14 protein-coding genes and 2 pseudogenes are annotated in these 17,038 nt (G+C 71.2%); 11 read left to right on the top strand and 5 right to left on the bottom strand.

The features are described from left to right. Nucleotides 1–231 (bottom strand): annotated as a pseudogene (locus tag JNW91_RS21680) (haloacid dehalogenase); the annotation flags it as partial. A gap of 86 nt (nucleotides 232–317) precedes the next feature. Here JNW91_RS21680 and JNW91_RS21675 point away from each other — a divergent pair. Next, nucleotides 318–3,118: pseudogene (locus JNW91_RS21675) on the top strand (DEAD/DEAH box helicase). A 130-nt stretch (nucleotides 3,119–3,248) separates the two neighbouring features. On the opposite strand, the gene JNW91_RS21670 reads toward JNW91_RS21675, so the two are convergent. Next, nucleotides 3,249–4,454, bottom strand: coding sequence for a low temperature requirement protein A (locus tag JNW91_RS21670; RefSeq protein ID WP_203177322.1), 1,206 nt, complete (start codon nucleotides 4,452–4,454; stop codon nucleotides 3,249–3,251). A gap of 254 nt (nucleotides 4,455–4,708) precedes the next feature. Between JNW91_RS21670 and JNW91_RS21665 the strand changes: the two genes are divergently transcribed. The 6 genes from JNW91_RS21665 to JNW91_RS33670 all read left to right on the top strand — a co-directional run bounded on the left by JNW91_RS21665 (nucleotide 4,709) and on the right by JNW91_RS33670 (nucleotide 9,146). Then, complete coding sequence (locus JNW91_RS21665) at nucleotides 4,709–5,560, top strand: fumarylacetoacetate hydrolase family protein (protein ID WP_203177321.1); 852 nt, start codon at nucleotides 4,709–4,711, stop codon at nucleotides 5,558–5,560. Nucleotides 5,561–5,627: 67 nt separating this feature from the next. Continuing rightward, the gene (locus JNW91_RS21660; protein WP_309244446.1) at nucleotides 5,628–6,188 is read left to right on the top strand and encodes an SDR family NAD(P)-dependent oxidoreductase; all 561 of its coding nucleotides are present in this window, start codon (nucleotides 5,628–5,630) and stop codon (nucleotides 6,186–6,188) included. Continuing rightward, the gene (locus JNW91_RS33680) at nucleotides 6,101–6,304 is read left to right on the top strand and encodes an SDR family oxidoreductase (protein ID WP_309244445.1); all 204 of its coding nucleotides are present in this window, start codon (nucleotides 6,101–6,103) and stop codon (nucleotides 6,302–6,304) included. Before JNW91_RS21660 ends, JNW91_RS33680 begins: the two co-directional genes overlap by 88 nt. A gap of 54 nt (nucleotides 6,305–6,358) precedes the next feature. Further along, nucleotides 6,359–7,108 carry a (Fe-S)-binding protein gene (locus tag JNW91_RS21655; protein ID WP_203177320.1) on the top strand — a complete coding sequence of 250 codons (750 nt, stop codon included), beginning with the start codon at nucleotides 6,359–6,361 and terminating at the stop codon, nucleotides 7,106–7,108. Next, entirely contained in the window at nucleotides 7,105–8,811 is a 1,707-nt protein-coding gene (locus JNW91_RS21650; protein WP_407664364.1) for a LutB/LldF family L-lactate oxidation iron-sulfur protein, read from the top strand. Before JNW91_RS21655 ends, JNW91_RS21650 begins: the two co-directional genes overlap by 4 nt. Further along, entirely contained in the window at nucleotides 8,808–9,146 is a 339-nt protein-coding gene (locus tag JNW91_RS33670; RefSeq protein WP_309244443.1) for a LutC/YkgG family protein, read from the top strand. The genes JNW91_RS21650 and JNW91_RS33670 overlap by 4 nt, the downstream gene beginning before the upstream one ends. 178 nt (nucleotides 9,147–9,324) lie before the next feature. Here the strand turns inward: JNW91_RS33670 and JNW91_RS21640 are convergent, their stop codons facing one another. Continuing rightward, nucleotides 9,325–10,098, bottom strand: coding sequence for a maleylpyruvate isomerase N-terminal domain-containing protein (locus JNW91_RS21640; RefSeq protein WP_309244442.1), 774 nt, complete (start codon nucleotides 10,096–10,098; stop codon nucleotides 9,325–9,327). Nucleotides 10,099–10,285: 187 nt separating this feature from the next. Next, nucleotides 10,286–11,188 (bottom strand): endonuclease/exonuclease/phosphatase family protein, encoded by a 903-nt coding sequence (locus JNW91_RS21635; protein ID WP_203177319.1) that lies wholly within the window; start codon nucleotides 11,186–11,188, stop codon nucleotides 10,286–10,288. Between the two features lie 79 nt (nucleotides 11,189–11,267). Between JNW91_RS21635 and JNW91_RS21630 the strand changes: the two genes are divergently transcribed. Then, nucleotides 11,268–11,477, top strand: coding sequence for an NIPSNAP family protein (locus tag JNW91_RS21630; RefSeq protein ID WP_203177324.1), 210 nt, complete (start codon nucleotides 11,268–11,270; stop codon nucleotides 11,475–11,477). Here JNW91_RS21630 and JNW91_RS21625 read toward each other — a convergent pair. Beyond that, nucleotides 11,435–12,682: an endo-1,4-beta-xylanase gene (locus JNW91_RS21625; RefSeq protein WP_203177318.1), complete on the bottom strand. Its 1,248-nt coding sequence runs from the start codon at nucleotides 12,680–12,682 to the stop codon at nucleotides 11,435–11,437. The genes JNW91_RS21630 and JNW91_RS21625 overlap by 43 nt on opposite strands. Before the next feature lie 307 nt (nucleotides 12,683–12,989). Between JNW91_RS21625 and pdxY the strand changes: the two genes are divergently transcribed. From pdxY to JNW91_RS21610, 3 genes are all read left to right on the top strand, one after another. Then, complete coding sequence (pdxY, locus tag JNW91_RS21620; RefSeq protein ID WP_203177317.1) at nucleotides 12,990–13,841, top strand: pyridoxal kinase PdxY; 852 nt, start codon at nucleotides 12,990–12,992, stop codon at nucleotides 13,839–13,841. Between the two features lie 683 nt (nucleotides 13,842–14,524). Beyond that, nucleotides 14,525–16,306 carry a family 43 glycosylhydrolase gene (locus JNW91_RS21615; RefSeq protein ID WP_203177323.1) on the top strand — a complete coding sequence of 594 codons (1,782 nt, stop codon included), beginning with the start codon at nucleotides 14,525–14,527 and terminating at the stop codon, nucleotides 16,304–16,306. Between the two features lie 410 nt (nucleotides 16,307–16,716). Continuing rightward, on the top strand, nucleotides 16,717–17,038 hold a 322-nt coding region (locus JNW91_RS21610; protein WP_203177316.1), incomplete at its 3' end, for an endo-1,4-beta-xylanase.

The raw sequence follows: 17,038 nt of genomic DNA, 5'->3' as shown, positions 1-17,038 counted from the left end.
CCCGGCGGTGAGCAGCCGGTCGGCCAGCGACGTGGCCCGGACCGGGTCCAGGCTGACCCCGCAGGCCGCGGCGGCCTCCAGCACCCACCGCCGGGGTTCCTCGACCTGGGCGAGGGTGCCGTGGAAGTCGAAGAGCACCGCCTTGACGGGCCGTCGGGACGCCCGCGGGGCGGCGGCGGCCTCGGCGCTGCCCGGCGGACGGGTCTGGGGCGGTTCGGCATGGTCCGGCACGCCGTGCACCCTACCGACCCCCGCCGACGGGCCCTCCGGACGGCCTTGTGGGGTGCGGTGCCCCGGCACGCACTAATCTTGGTGCCATGTCGAGCCCCGCCGAGCGGTACGCAGCGGCGCGCCGCCGAGCCGCGCAGGCCGCACAGTTCCCGGCGCTGGACGAGTTCGCCCTTGACCTGGGGTTTGACCTCGATGACTTCCAGCGGGAGGCGTGTCAGTCGCTGGAGCGCGGCAGCGGCGTGCTGGTGTGCGCCCCGACCGGGGCTGGCAAGACGGTGGTGGGCGAGTTCGCCGTACACCTGGCTCTGCGCGGGCGACCCGACGACCCGGCGGCGGCCGACGGCGCGGCGACGCCGCCGACCCGGCGCAAGTGCTTCTACACGACGCCGATCAAGGCGCTGTCCAACCAGAAGTACCACGACCTGGTCGCCCGGTACGGCGCCGAGCAGGTCGGCCTGCTCACCGGCGACAACGCGATCAACGGCGACGCGCCGGTGGTGGTGATGACCACCGAGGTGCTGCGCAACATGCTCTACGCGGGCTCCAGCACGTTGCAGGGCCTCGCGTACGTGGTGATGGACGAGGTGCACTACCTCGCCGACCGGTTCCGCGGCGGGGTGTGGGAAGAGGTGATCATCCACCTGCCCGCCTCGGTCACCCTGGTCTCGCTGTCGGCGACCGTCTCCAACGCCGAGGAGTTCGCCGACTGGCTGGTCACCGTGCGCGGCGAGACCGCCGTGGTGGTCAGCGAGCACCGGCCGGTGCCGCTGTGGCAGCACATGCTGGTCGGCAAGCGGATGTTCGACCTGTTCCACGATGCCGACGCGGCCCGCAAGCACGACGTGCACCCGGAGCTGCTGCGCTACACCCGCGACACCATGCGTCGCCTGGAGCTGGGGGAGGGACGCAGCGCCGGGCCGGGTTCCGGTCGGCGCGGCCCCCGCTGGCGTGGCCCGATGCGCCCGGACATCGTCGACCGGCTGGACCGGGAGGGCCTGCTGCCGGCGATCCTGTTCATCTTCAGCCGGGCCGGCTGCGCCGCCGCGGTGCAGCAGTGCCTCGCCGCCGGGCTGCGGCTCACCTCGCCGGAGGAGCGGGCCGAGATCCGCCGGGTCGTCGAGTCCCGGGTCACCGCCATCCCCGGCGAGGACCTGTCGGTGCTGGGCTACTGGGAGTGGCTCGACGGGCTGGAACGCGGCCTGGCCGCACACCACGCCGGCATGCTGCCGGTGTTCAAGGAGATCGTCGAGGAGTTGTTCGTCCGCGGTCTGGTCAAGGCGGTCTTCGCCACCGAGACCCTCGCGTTGGGCATCAACATGCCGGCGCGCTGCGTGGTCCTGGAACGGCTGGTCAAGTACAACGGCGAGGCGCACGTCGACCTGACCCCGGGGGAGTACACCCAGCTCACCGGGCGGGCTGGCCGACGGGGCATCGACGTGGAGGGGCACGCCGTCGTGGTGTGGTCCCCGGAAACCGACCCACGGCACGTGGCCGGGCTCGCCTCCACCCGCACCTACCCGCTGCGCTCCAGCTTCCGGCCCTCGTACAACATGGCGGTGAACCTCGTCGGCACGGTCGGCGCGGAGCCCGCCCGGGCGCTGCTGGAGTCCTCGTTCGCGCAGTTCCAGGCGGACCGGTCGGTGGTCGGCCTGGCGCGCCAGGTGCAGCGCAACACCGAAACCATCGAGGCGTACGGCGCTGAGGCCGCCTGCCACCACGGCGACTTCGACGAGTACTTCGCGCTGCGGGTGGCGATCGCCGAGCGGGAGAAGGCCATCGCCCGGCAGGGGCAGACCCAGCGCAAGGCCGCCGCGGTGGCCTCGCTGGAGCGGCTGCGGGTCGGTGACGTGATCCGGGTGCCGTCGGGGCGCCGCGCCGGGCTGGCCGTCGTGCTGGACCCGGCGACCGGCGGATTCGGCGAACCCCGGCCGCTGGTGCTCACCCAGGACCGCTGGGCGGGGCGGGTCAGCCCCGGCGACTTCACCACGCCGGCCGAGGTGCTGGCCCGCATCCGGGTGCCCAAGCACTTCAACCACCGTTCGCCGGGCGCCGACGGGATCTGGCCGCCGAGGTCAGCGGCACCGGACTGGACCGGCACGGCGGCCGGCGGGGTGGCCGCTCCCGGCAGGTGGCCGGCGAGGACCACCAGCTCACCCAGCTGCGCGGCGAGCTACGTCGCCACCCCTGCCACGCCTGCCCGGAGCGGGAGGAGCACGCCCGGTGGGCGGAGCGGCGCCGGCGGCTGGAGCGGGACACCGAGGAGCTGCGCGAGCGGGTCTCCGGGCGTACCGGATCGCTCGCTCGGACGTTCGACCGGATCGTCGCGCTGCTGACCGAGCGCGGCTACCTCGCCCGCGACGGCGCGGTGACCGACGCCGGCCGGATGCTCGGCCGGATCTGGACGGAGGCGGACCTGCTGGTCGCCGAGTGCCTGCGCCGGGGCGTGTGGGACGGCCTCGCCCCGGCGGAGCTGGCCGCCGCGGTGTCCGTGGTGGTCTTCGAGGCGCGCCGCGACGTCGACGAGCGCGCGTCGCTGCCGCGTGGCCCGGTGGCCGACGCGGTGGACGAGACGTTGAAGCTGTGGAGCGAGATCGAGGCGGACGAGGCGGCACGCGGTTTGTCCGCGACCCGCGAGCCGGATCTCGGGTTCGCCTGGCCGGTCTTCCGGTGGGCGCGGGGTGAGGCGCTGGCCAAGGTGCTCGGCAGCGGGCACGAGATCGACGGTGAGATGCCGGCCGGTGACTTCGTCCGGTGGGCGCGGCAGGTGGTCGACCTACTCGGTCAGCTGTCCGACTCCGGCGGCGCGTCGCCGGAGCTGCGCTCCACCGCCCGTCAGGCGATAGCGGCCATCAACCGGGGTGTGCTGGCGTACCACACCTCCGCCTGATCGTCACTTTCGGTCAACCCTCGCTGGCGAATCGACGCATCGGACGGTCACTGCGACAGCACCCGGATAGCCGGGCACGCCGTTCCCGTGCCGCCGGGAGATGCCGCCCCGGTAGGCTGGGTCGCCGCCGCTACAGAGGCGGCGAGGGTCGCTCAGCGGGGCGGCGGCGGCTTTGGAGCGTGCCGGTCAGGGTGATGACGACGAGCACCGTCCCGGCGGTGATCAGCACCGCCAGTCCGGGTAGCCGGGCGCCGACCGGGATCGTCGCCGTCAGCACCAGCGCCCCCACCAGATGGAGTACGGACAGCCGCCCGAAGACCTCGAACTCCGCCCAGCCACGGGCGAGAAGGAACAGCGCCGGTCCGCCGAGAATGACGATCGCCGAGGGCAGTTCGCTCCGGTCGGTCGGGTGCGCGATGACCAACTCGAAGCCCACCGCGGTGGTCATCACCCCGGCCACCGCCACCAGGTGGGTGTAGGTCGCCGACTCACCGAGTCGGGCCGGGGCCCGCGCGTCGCGGATCGCCTCGGGCAACAGGCGGCCCGTGCGATGGAAGTAGATGCGCCAGAGCAGCACGGTGATCGCGAATGCGGTCACGAAGGCGGCGGCCTCGCCCACGGTGGGCGTCGCGTTGGTGGCGGTCAGGCCGATGACCAGGACCGCCTCGCCGAGGGCGATGAGGAACACCTGCTGGTAGCGCTCCACCAGGTGCGGCCCGCTGATCACCCACTGGTCCACCCGGGACGCCCCGAGTCGGGGTATCGGCCAGCCGGCGGCGAACCCCACGTATTCGATGCCCAACGCGGCCGTCCAGAGCACGAGACGGGCTGGTTGATTCATCACGGCGCCGATCAGCCAGGGCAGCGCGGCGACCGCTGACCAGATCGTGATCCGGGTGGTCACCTTGCGACGTGGGTGCTGGCGTAACGCCAGGGTGAGCGCCAGCGGCCGGCCGAGCTGGATGGTCACGTAGGCAACGGCGAAGAGGACGGCCCGGTGACCGGACGCGTCGGGCATCGTCACGGCCAGCACCAGGGTGCCGAACATGACGACGATCACCAACATCTGGACGAATGTCTGCTCCGGGTCGTACAGGCTGGTCACCCAGGCCGCCAGCATCCAGATCAGCCAGAGCAGCAGGAAGAAGAACACCGCCCCCGCCGCGCCCCGCAGCACATTGCGCTCGGGTTCGGCTGCGGTCACCTCCTTGACCAGCCCTTGAGCCACCTGGGTGAGGGCGAACACGAAGACCAGATCGAAGAAGAGCTCAAGAAACGCGGCTCGGTGTGACGCACCGGGATCTCGCAACAGCCGCGCCGCCCACACGTTCGACATCCCCGCCACCCCTCCGGGTGGTCAACGACCCCTCGGACGTCGCGTTGCGCCAGTTCGCATCAGAAGCATCCGGTCCGCCGACGGATGACGGCCCGCTGCGGCCGACGGACGTGTCGATTCAGCGTCGGCAGGTCGGGCGGGCTTCGGTACGTGCCCGGCACCCGCCGAGGCCGGCGGCCGGGAGCGTCGGTGTTGAATGTGAGGGTGCTCCGCAACAGCGCGGTCCAGGGAGCCCGACCACAGAGGAGATCGATGTGAACTTTCTGCGTCTCGGCCCGGTCGGTCGGGAGATCCCGGTCGTCCAGCACGACGGTACGACCTTCGACCTGCGTGCCCTGACCGCCGACCTGGACGGGGCGTTCTGGTCGTCGGACGGGATCGCGCGTACCCGTGCCGCGCTTGAGCGCGGCGAGCTGGCCGAGCTGCCCGACGCGGACTCCCTGCGGGTGGGCGCGCCCGTCGCGCGACCCAACAAGATCGTCTGCATTGGACTCAACTACCGCGACCACGCGGCGGAGACGGGCGCGCCGCTCCCCGCCGAGCCGGTGGTCTTCATGAAGGACCCGATGACGCTGGTCGGGCCGTTCGACGACGTCCACGTCCCGCGCGGGTCCACCCAGACCGACTGGGAGGTCGAGCTCGCGGTCGTCGTCGGCACGACCATCCGCTACGCCGAGTCCCCGGAGCAGGCCATGCGGCACATCGCGGGGTACGCGGTGTCGCACGACGTCTCCGAGCGAGGTTTCCAGCTCGAGCGCGGAGGTCAGTGGGACAAGGGCAAGAGCTGCGAGACGTTCAACCCGCTGGGGCCGTGCCTCGTGCCGGCCGACGAGGTCGACGATCCGCAGTCGCTGTCGCTGCGGTTGTGGGTCAACGGGGCTCTCCGCCAGAACGGCACCACCGGCGACATGATCTTTCCGGTCTCGCACGTCGTCTGGTATCTGAGCCAGTTCATGGTCCTGTACCCCGGCGATGTGATCAACACGGGGACGCCGGCCGGGGTGGCGCTCGGGCTTCCCGATCATCCGTACCTGCGTGCCGGTGACGTGGTGGAGCTGGAGATCACCGGCCTGGGGCGGGCGCGCCAGACGCTGGTGGCGGCATGAGCGGGGAGTTCGCCGGGCTGAGCGCGATCGTCACGGGTGGCTCCTCCGGCATCGGTCGCGCACTGCCGTGGAGCTGCGGGCGAGGGGCGCCGAGGTGGCCGTCCTCGACCTCGACCCGAGCGGGCTTCCGGAGGACATCGCCGGCTTCGCCGCCGACGTGTCGAGCCGTGCGTCGGTGGCGACGGCGGTCGCCGCGGCCGCCGGCACGCTCGGCGGCATCGACGTGGTGGTCAACAACGCCGGGATCGGGGCGACCGGAACCGTCGCCGACAACACCGACGACGAGTGGCGGCGCGTGCTCGACGTCAACGTGGTCGGCATGGCGAGAGTCGTCAGCGAGGCGCTGCCGTGGCTGCGCCGTTCGGGTCACGCGTCGGTCGTCAACGTCTCGTCCATCGCCGCGCTCAACGGCCTCCCCGGCCGGGCGCTCTACTCGGCCAGCAAGGGCGCCGTGCTGTCGCTGACCCTCGCCATGGCCACCGACCACGTCCGCGAAGGTGTGCGGGTCAACTGCGTGTGCCCCGGCACAGCGGACACGCCGTGGGTCGGGCGCTGCTGGCACAGGCGGAGGACCCGGCCGCCGAGCGGGTGGCGCTGCGGGCCCGCCAGCCCATCGGACGCCTGGTGACACCGGAGGAGGTCGCGAACGCGATCGTCTACCTCGCATCTCCCCGGGCGGGGTCCACCACGGGTACGGTGCTGGACGTCGACGGTGGAGTCACCCACCTACGGGTCCGGTCGTGACGACACCGGACGGTCCACGCCGAGGCGGGGCGAGCCGACGGACGGGAGTGTGACGTGCGGATCGCGCTGTTCGTGACCTGTCTGGCCGACACCATGTTCCCGCAGGCGGCGATGGCGACCGTGCGCCTGCTGGAGCGGCTGGGCCACGAGGTGGTCTTCCCGCCGGAGCAGACCTGTTGCGGGCAGATGCACATCAACACCGGCTACCGGTCCGACGCGGTGCCGTTGGTGCGTCGGCACGTGCGGGTCTTCGACCCGTACGACGTGATCGTCGCGCCGTCGGGCTCCTGCGTGGGGTCGGTGCGGCATCAGCACGCGATGGTGGCCCGGCGGGCGGGCGACACATCGTTGACCAGTCGGGCGGAGTCGGTGGCCGCGCGTACGTACGAGCTGTCCGAGTTGCTGGTCGACGTGCTCGGGGTGACGGACGTGGGGGCGTACTTCCCGCATCGGGTCACCTACCATCCGACCTGCCACTCGTTGCGGATGCTGCGGGTGGGCGACCGGCCGCGAGCGCTGTTGCGCGAGGTGCGCGGCCTCGACCTGGTCGAGCTGCCCGCCGCCGAGCAGTGCTGCGGGTTCGGCGGCACGTTCGCCGTGAAGAACGCGGAGACCTCCACCGCGATGCTGGCCGACAAGATGCGCCACGTGCTCTCCACCGGCGCCGACGTCTGCACCGCCAGCGACGCCTCCTGCCTCATGCACATCGGAGGCGGGCTGTCGCGGCTGCGCACCGGCGTGCGTACCGTGCACCTCGCGGAGATCCTGGCCTCGACCGAACACGAATCGGCGGTGCGACCGTGACGCGTCCGACGTTCCTCGGCATGCCGGCGACCGCCCCGCCCGGGGTGGGGCACCTGCGCGGCGACGAGTCGTTCCCGGCGGCCGCGCGGCGCAGCCTGGCCGACCCGCAACTGCGGCGCAACCTCCGGCACGCGACGAGCACGATCCGGGCCAAGTCCGCCGGCGTCATCGCCGAATCCCCCGACTGGGAGCAGTTGCGGGCGGCAGGCGCGGCGATCAAGTCCGACACCCTGAACCGGCTGCCGGAGCTGCTGGAACAGCTCGAAGAGAAGGTCACCGCTGCCGGCGGAGTGGTGCACTGGGCGGCCGACGCGGTCGAGGCCAACCGCATCATCACCGACCTCGTCCGGGCGGCCGGCGCGGACCGCGTCATCAAGGTCAAGTCGATGGCGACCCAGGAGATCGGCCTCAACGAGGCACTGCACGCGGCCGGCGTCACCGCCGTCGAAACGGACCTCGCGGAGCTCATCGTGCAGCTCGGCGACGACCGGCCCAGCCACATCCTGGTCCCCGCGATCCACCGCAACCGGGCGGAGATCCGGGAGATCTTCCTCCGTGAGATGCCCGGCGTCGACCCGGCGCTGACCGCCGACCCGGCGGCCCTCGCGGCCGCCGCGCGCCGCTTTCTGCGGGAGACGTTCCTGAGTACGCCGGTCGCGGTGTCCGGGGCGAACTTCGCCGTCGCCGAGACCGGCACCCTGGCCGTGGTGGAGTCCGAGGGCAACGGCCGGATGTGTCTGACCCTGCCGCGAACACTGATCACCCTCATGGGCGTGGAGAAGGTCGTGCCGACCTGGCGGGACCTGGAGGTGTTCCTCCAACTGCTGCCCAGGGCGTCGACGGGGGAGCGGATGAACCCGTACACGTCGATGTGGACCGGGGTGACTCCCGGCGACGGGCCGCAGGCGTTCCACCTGGTCCTACTGGACAACGGCCGCAGCGCGGTGCTCGCCGACGAGGTCGGTCGGCAGGCGCTGCGGTGCATCCGCTGCTCGGCCTGCCTCAACGTGTGCCCGGTCTACGAACGCGCCGGTGGGCACGCGTACGGGTCGGTCTATCCGGGGCCGATCGGCGCTGTGCTGTCGCCCCAGCTCACCGGCATCGACGACAACGCCTCCCTGCCGTACGCGTCGACGCTGTGCGGTGCGTGCTACGACGCCTGCCCAGTGCAGATCAACATCCCGGAGGTGCTGGTGCACCTGCGTGCCGAGGCCGTCGACTCGCAACGCCGGCCCACCGCCGAGTCGATCGCGATGGCCGCCGCCGCGTACACGATGGACCATCCCCGGCTGTACGAGGCCGCGCAGCGCGCCGCCCGACTGAGCCGGCTCGCCGGCCGGGGCGGCCGGGGGCTGCCGCCGCCCGTTGAACGGCTGGAGCGGCAGCCGCGACCTGCCCCAGCCGCCGGCGCAGACGTTCCGCGACTGGTGGGCCGCCCGATGAGCGCCCGTGACCTCGTCCTCGGCCGGCTGCGGGCCGCGCTCGCCGCCGGCGCCCAGACTCCCGTCGAGGTGCCGCGCGACTACCGGTACGCGGGCAGGCTCGACCTCGACCAGCTGGTGGATCGGTTGACCGACTACCGGGCGCACGTGCACCAGGTCGCCGAGGCCGCCGTCGCCGACACGATCGCCGACATCCTGCCGGCGGGGGCACGGTCGTCGTACCCCCGGGTCTGCCGTCTGCCTGGCTGCCGCCGACGGTGACCGCGCTACCCGACGACGGCCTCGACCACGCGCGGATCGGCGCGGCCGACGCCGTCGTCACCGGTGCCGCCGTCGCCGTCGCCGAGACCGGCACGGTCGTCCTCGACGGCTCGCCCGACCAGGGTCGCCGGGTGCTCAGCCTGCTGCCGGACCGACACGTGTGCGTGCTGCGGGCCGAGCAGGTGGTGGCCACCGTGCCGGAGGCCCTGGCCCGGTTGACGCCGCACCGCCCGCTGACCTGGATCAGCGGCCCGTCGGCCACCAGCGACATCGAACTCATCCGGGTGGAGGGTGTGCACGGCCCCCGCCAACTGCACGTCATCCTGCTGCCCTGACCCACCGTCCAGACGCGGTTGTTCCCCGAGCCGGCGGGTTGGAAACGGTCAGCGGCTGGTGCTCTGACCGGGAACGTTTACCGGGTTGGCGGTGGCGGCGCGGGAACCGGTTGGACGAGACGGACATCCGACGGGTTTTGGGGGGCGTGGTGGCGGAGCTGGTCACGATCATGCGGGTTCACGCGTTCGGGTCCCAGTCTGCGAGCTGCTCCATCGGCTCGGTGTCGCCGGTGGTCTCCAGGCCGTCGAGCGGGACCCGCTGGTAGAAGTAGAGGACCAGTTCGCTCGCTGCGCCTCGCATCGCCATGTCGCCCGGCTCCGCGTCGGCGGCGAGGTCGTCGCAGCGGACGCCGTCGGCGTTGAGCGTCAGGCGCCAGGAGCGGCCCTCGGTCGTGTGCAGGTCGATGGTCGCCGGCTTGAACGGCCAGGGGACGGTCGTCGCCGAAACGGTCGTCAGGAACTCGTCGACGCCCTCGACCGCGACGTACGTCGGCAGCGGCTGTGCGGCCCCCTGGGTGAGCTGAGCGTCGTAGGTGTGGACGGCCATCTCCTGGATCTGGTGCCGGGCCACCGCTCCGCTGGTCTCCGGGGCCTGCGAGCGGCCCCACCAGGTCCAGCAGCCGCGGTCCGGGCCGGTTTCGCGCATCGCGCCGAGCATGAGCTCGGTGGACTCGGCGAGCCAGGCGTCCAGGGCTTCGCGGTCGCGGGGCGCGGTCGGGGCGCCCTTCGGGTCCGTCCTCGCCGGGGGCTCAGCGCCCGGGCCCGCCGCGATGATGGCGGCCTGGCGGCGGCGGCCGTCGCCGACGTGCTGCGCCAGTTCGCGCAGCGTCCAGTCCGGGCAGGTCGGGACCCGCACGTCAAGGTCGGGGGCGGACGCGATCGCGGCGCGGAACGCGGCCGAGCGATCTTCGATCAGCCGCAGGACCTCGGGGAACTCCACAATGTTCTGCACCTCGGTTGTGTATCACTGCGCTCCGGCCGCCGGATATCGAATTTGTTGGACGAACGCGTCGACAGCCGGGCCGAGCGCCGGCGCCGAAGAGGGCCAGGAGCGCCAGCGCACTCACCAGGCCCGCTACCAACTCGCTGCTTGACCACCCGGGGCCGTGTGGCGGGCACGACGCCCGGGGGCCGCGACGTCAGCCACGGTTCGTACGCCTGGGGTCGATGGTGAGGGTGGCCAGCAGCGCGGGGTGGTCGGTCGTCCCGCCCATGGTGACCGACCGGGCGCAGCAGAGCGCGAGGTCGTTGGTCACCAGGACGTGTTGCACGGCGCCGTCGCCGGCGCGCAGGTAGCCCGGCGGCTCGCAGGACCGGACGGCGGGGTCGTCGCCGAGGCGGAGGTTGAGGTCGCCGCTCAGTACGGTGGGCGTGTACCCGGTGCTCCTGCGAATGGCGGGCAGGATCTCGCCGAGTAGGTGGGCGCACTGGGTGAGCGCGACGGCGCGGCTGGTGGCCGCCAGATGCGTGGTGCAGGCGTGCACTGCGCCATCGACGTGCACGCAGAGCCAGGGTCGTTCCTCGGGGTCCGCGACGTCCTGTGTCGGGTGGAGCCCGCTGTGTACGGCGTACCGACTGTCCGCCGCCAGCCGGGTCAGCAGCCCGATGCCGTACGGCTGACCGTCGCGGCACCGGGTGTCGGCGCCGCTGGGGCGGTCACCAGCGGCCTGGAAGGCGGACACGACCCTGGCGCCGTTGTGGACGGCCGTGAACACCCCTAGCAGGGCTGGCACGTCGTCCTGGCAGATCTCGTTGAGGGTGATCAGATCGGGTCGCTCCGCCCTGATCACCTCTGCGGCCCTGGTCAGCGAGCGGCCGGTGTAGCAGCTGGCGCGACCGCTGTTGCAGAGGTTCAGCTGGAGCACCCGCAGCGTCGTGGGCGCGGGGGCTTCGGCTACCGGCGATCCGGCCGGCACCCCGGCGGCGGCGAGCCAGCCGACGACGAGGGCTCGGCGGAGAGCGCGGTACGGATGCCCGGCCGCACGCCGGCCGAGGATCCCGACCCGTGAGCGGGCGAGGGTGGCGGTCGGCTGCTCGGACATGCGGACTCCGGATGGGGGAGGCGCGAGGTGCCAGTGATCGTACTGCCGGCAGACCGACAGCAGGACCCCGCGCGGAGCCCTGCACCATGGCTATTCTCTGCCCGCCGAGGGTGCCAGCGACCGGGCGGAGGCGCTGTTCAGCTTCGAGAGCCTGGCGGCGTACGAACGTTACCGGGCGCGGTTCGGCAGTGCCCCGGAGTTCGTCGCGGCGGACCGCATCCGCGACGGGTCGGGCTGCGTGCTGCGCTACGAGAGAACCTTCATGCGTCCACTTCTGCCGAGCGACTGAGCGGTCACCTCGCGGTGACGCGGCCTGGGCGTGCTGCGTGGCAGGACGTACGGCGGCCCGGCGAAGATGAGGTCGGACTTCACCTCCTGGTACGCCCGCTTGGGCTGGTAGTTCTCGTCGTAGATGGTCGCCAGACCCTCCGGCGGGTCGTTGAACCAGTCCGGCACCCACGAGTACCGGTCGGTGAAGCCCCAGACCGTGTACGACAGGCAGCTCCGCACGGCGAGGCACGCCTTCATCAGCACGCTGAAGTTGGCGGCCGACGCCTGCAACCGGGGGTTGATCTCGGCCGAGTCGCCGGCCTGGACGCCCTCGGTCATCTGGCTCCGGACGTCGACCTCGGTGAACGCGGTGGCGAGACCCAGCGCGGCGAACTTCTTCAGCGCGGCGGTCACCTGGAGTGTGTCGAAGTTGCCGTACTGGGTGCCGAGGTGGCCCTGCGAGCCCACTCCGTCGATCGGGACGCGCTGTGCGAGCAGGCCCTTGACCATGTCGTACACGAACTGCGTCTTGTCGTCGGCCGGGTTGCCGGAGCCGAACGCCTCGATGTTGTAGTCGTTGTAGAACAGCAGTGCCTTCGGGTCGGCGGCACGCGCCCAGCGGAACGCGTCGGCGATGTAGCCGGGGCCGAGGTTCTCCGCCCAGAAGCCCTTGTAGTGCAGCGTGTTCGGGGTGTCCCACGGGTCGCTGACCGCCTCGTTGACCACGTCCCACTGCCAGATCTTGCCCTTGTAGCGGTTGACGACCGTGGTGATGTGTTTGCGCAACAGCTCGCGTAGCTCCTGCTTGCTGATGGAGCCGTCGGCGACGCCGCTGGTCAGCCAGGCGGGCAGCTGGTTGTGCCAGACCAGCACGTGGCCGCGCACGCTCTGCCGGTTGCGCTTGGCGAACTCGACGAGCTGGTCCGCGGCGGTCCAGTCGTAGGTGCCACGGGTGGGCTCCAGGCTCTCCCACTTCATCGCGTTCTCCGCGGTGACCGAGGAGAATTCGGTGGCGGCCAGCCGGCGGTACTGCGGGTCGTTGGCGTCGTTGAGGGCCGTCGCGTTCACGGCGGTGCCGACGTGCAGCCCGTGGCGCAGGCCGAGAGTGGCCAGGCTCTGCGCCGTCGGATCGTAGGGCCGGCTGGCGGTGGCCGGCACCGTGTTCAGCGCCGCGACGGTCGCGACGGCGACCACCCCGACAGTGATCAACTGTCTTGGCTTCATCTGCCTTCCCTTCGACATTGATCGACAACTTTCGATCATGAGCGCGAGAGTGCGGGTCCGGTGCGGATGTGCGGGGAGCGAGGTTGGTGCCGGTGGTCCCGAGGAGGGCCTGAAACGTGCCCGAAACGTTAAGCCGATCGATGTCCGCCGTCAACCGTGAAAACTTTCGGTAATCCATCGAGTGACCTGCGGTACCTTCGGCTTGTCCGAGCCCGAAAATTTCGGCGTTGCGCGCTCCGGCGTGGCTCGGCGGACAGAATCGGCGGGCCGTACGCGGGCCGCCGGTGGGACCGGCCATGATGGTCGGGTGAAGATCCTGTCCATCCAGTCGTCGGTCGCCTACGGCCACGTCGGCAACTCGGCCGCCGCGTTTCCCCTGCAACGCCTCGGGCACGAGGTCTGGCCGGTCCTGACCCTGCACTTCTCCAACCACACCGGCTACGGCGCGTGGCGTGGGCCGCTGCTGGATCCGGCCCAGGTGGCCGAGGTGATCGCGGGCATCGCGGATCGGGGGGTCCTCGGCAGCGCCGACGCCGTGCTGTCGGGCTACCAGGGCGACCCGGCGATGGGTGCGGTGATCCTCGACGCGGTGGACCTGGTCAAGGCGGCCAACCCGAACGCCGTGTACTGCTGCGACCCGGTGCTGGGCGACACCGGCCGGGGCATGTTCGTCCGGCCCGGAATTCCGGAGTACATGCGCGACGTCGTGGTTCCCCGCGCGGACATCATCACCCCGAACCACTTCGAGCTGGACTTCCTCGCCGGCCGTGCGACGACCTCCCTGGCCGAGGTGCTGGACGCGGTCGACGTGGTCCGCGCCACCGGGCCACGGCACGTTCTGGTGACCAGCGTGCTTCATGCCGACGTGCCGGCGGGATCACTGGAGGTGGTGGCCGTCTCGGACGAGGGCGCCTGGTCGGTGACCACGCCCCTGCTGCCGATCAGCCCGAACGGCGGCGGCGACGTCACCGCCGCGCTCTACCTCGCGCACCTGTGCACGGCCGGCTCGCCCGCCACGGCACTGGAACGCACCATCGCCTCCGTCTTCGCGGTTTTGGAGGCCACCCTCGCGGCCGGCACCCGGGAGATCCAGCTCATCGCGGCCCAGGACGCGATCGCGGACCCGCCGACCCGGTTCGCCGCCCGGCGACTGCGCTGACCGCCCCGCGCCCACCGGTCGGTCGACGGTGCTCGGCCCGGTCGCGTTCCTCGGTGCTGAGCTGCGAGCGACCGCGTCAGTTGAGGCCGTCGCGGGCAGGGCGCCCAGGGTGAACGCGCGTCGGGTCAACGGCACGGAGGCGACCTCTCCTCCAGCACGGCGCCCGGCGTGTCATGTACGCCTATCGATGTGATCGTTAACATATCTGGTGCTCGGCACCCCTCGCAACCCGGTTCGCGTCGTCGACTTGGGCCGGGTGGCACGGTTGCGGGGGTGCTGCGGCTCTCGACCTCGGCCCGGCGGGCCGCCCGTGACGGAGGGTCAGCGCGCCTCCTGCCGAGCTTCCGTTGACGGCCGACCCGCCGCTCAGTACGGTGCATCGTAAATCTTAGATGTCAACGTCGATACAACAGTGCGGCGACGCGGTTGCGAAGTTGATATCGAACGTCACGAAAACCCAGGTCAAACGCGTGCCGAGCGGGCAGGGGAGGTGTCATCGAGCATCTGTTAACGCTAACAGCGAAGGGATTGAGACCCTCGGTCCGGGTCCTCGGTGGCACCTGGCCGACCGGCAGCCAGCGTCGCGGCAGATCGCCGCGAATTCTCAGGGAGTAACCGTGAAGGTGGCAATCCGAACCACAGCACGCAGCAACCCCGGCGCCAGGCGCGGCATCGCCTGGCTGATGAGCCTGGTGTGCGTCCTCGCACTGGTCCCGGGCACGGCCAGGGCGGACAACCCCATCGTCCAGCACATCTACACCGCAGACCCGGCCCCGTTGGTGCACAACGGACGGGTGTACCTCTACACCGGCCACGACGAGGACGGCTCCACGTACTTCACGATGAAGGAATGGCGGGTCTGGTCGTCCGCCGACATGGTCAACTGGACCGACCACGGCTCGCCGCTGAACATCAGCACCTTCAGCTGGGCGAGCGCGAACGCGTGGGCCGGCCAGGTCATCGCCCGCAACGGCAAGTTCTACTGGTACGTGCCGGTGACCAACCGGGCGACCAACTCGATGGCCATCGGCGTGGCGGTGGGTGACAGCCCCACCGGGCCGTTCCGCGACGCCATCGGCCGACCCCTGGTGGGCAACGGCGAGATCGATCCGACCGTGTTCATCGACGACGACGGGCAGGCGTACCTGTACTGGGGCAACCCGAACCTGTGGTACGTGAAGCTGAACCCGGACATGATCTCCTACTCCGGCGCCGCTACCAAGATCCCGCTTACCACCGCCGGGTTCGGCACCCGCAACGGCAACGCGAGCAGGCCCACCCTGTACGAGGAGGGGCCCTGGGTCTACAAGCGCAACGGCCAGTACTACAACGTGTTCGCGGCGGAATGCTGCTCCGAGTTCATCGGCTACTCGACGGCGCCCGGCCCCACCGGACCGTGGACCTACCGGGGAACGATCATGCCCAGGCAGGGCGGCAGTTTCACCAACCACGCCGGCGTCGTCGACTTCAACGGAGGCTCGTACTTCTTCTACCACAACGGAGCCCTGCCGGGCGGTGGCGGCTACACCCGCTCGGTCGCGGTGGAGAAGTTCACCTACAACTCCAACGGCACCTTCCCGACGATCAACATGACCACCACGGGCGCGCCCCAGGTGGGCACGCTGAACCCGTACGTCCGGCAGGAGGCCGAGACGATCGCCTGGGGCTCGGGCATCGAGACGGAGGCGTCCAGCGAGGGCGGAATGAACGTCGGCTGGATCGAGAACGGCGACTACATCAAGGTCAAGGGCGTCGCGTTCGGCGCCGGCGCGACCTCGTTCAACGCGCGGGTCGCCTCGGCGGGCAGCGGTGGGCGGATCGAGGTGCGGCTGGACAACAGCAACGGTCCGCTGGTGGGCACCTGCACCGTTCCGGTCACCGGCGGCTGGCAGACCTGGACCAACACCACCTGCGCGGTCAGTGGGGCGACCGGAACGCGGGACGTGTTCCTCCGCTTCGCCGGCGGCAGCGGCAACCTGTTCAACGTGAACTGGTGGCAGTTCAGCGGCACCAGTGGCGGCGGCGGGAACCTGCTCACCAACGGCAACCTGGAGAGCGGCACGACGGGTTGGAGCGTGCGCGGCAGCGGGACGCTGGCGTCGAACACGTCCGTCGTGCACGGCGGCGCCGGGTCGCTGTCGATCACCGGTCGCACCGCGGCGTGGAACGGCCCCGGTCAGGACGTGACCTCGAAGCTCACCAACGGCAAGAGCTACACCACGAGCGTCTGGGTACGGTCGCAGAGCGGCACGCCGTCGGCGAAGGCGACTCTCTCCCTGACCGCCAACGGCACGACGACCTACGTGCAGCTGACCCCGACGGCGGGGGTGAACGCCAACGGTTGGACGCAGCTCACCGGCACCGCGACCGCCTCGTGGAGCGGAACGCTGTCCAATGCCACCTTCTACGTGGAGACGGCGGAGGGAAGCGACAGCCTCCTCGTCGACGACGCCTCGTTGCAGTGACGCGCGGTGCCGGGGCCGCGCCCGCGCGGCTCCGGCACCCGAATGGATCGGCGCGGTTCGTGACGACTTGACGAACGGCATGTTATCGCTCACAGTCGATGGTTGAGGGCGGCCGTACCTGAGGCTCACCGGGCGAGCCTGCCGGTCGCACCTCGGAGCACGACGTCCGCCCAGGGCATGCCGGACGTCGTGTCAGGACTCCCATCAGTGGGCGCCGTCTACGGCGACCGGGCTCCCGCTCGTCCTGGCCTCCGCCCGCGATGGACGAGACGTCGCTCCGAGCACTCCAGCGGCGCTCTCCTGGTCAGGCGAGCGCCGGCGACGTACACCCGCCCCCGCCAGGACCGTCGCCGGAGCGGCGTCAGTCGCTGCACCTCCATCCCTGGAACCACCACAGAGAAGGACTTCACATGAACCACAGAAGAGCCCTGCGCGCGGCGGTGACCCTCGCCGTCGCGGGCACACTCGCCGCCGGCATGGCGATGACGCTGTCCACCTCGGCCAGTGCCGGAACGACCCTCGGGGCGTCGGCGGCCGAGAAGGGTCGCTACTTCGGCGCCGCCGTTGCGACCGGCAAACTCTCCACCAGCGCGTACGTGACCGTCCTGAACCGCGAGTTCAACAGTGTCGTGGCCGAGAACGAGATGAAGTGGGATGCCACCGAGCCGCAGCAGGGGCGGTTCAGCTACACCGGTGGTGATCGTCTGGTGAGTCACGCCCGGGCCAATGGTA

The sequence above is a fragment of the Micromonospora parastrephiae genome (assembly GCF_016802865.1).
Lineage (GTDB): Bacteria > Actinomycetota > Actinomycetes > Mycobacteriales > Micromonosporaceae > Micromonospora > Micromonospora parastrephiae.
Note: the sequence above shows the minus strand (reverse complement) of the source record. Positions and strands in the feature narration are given on the sequence as shown.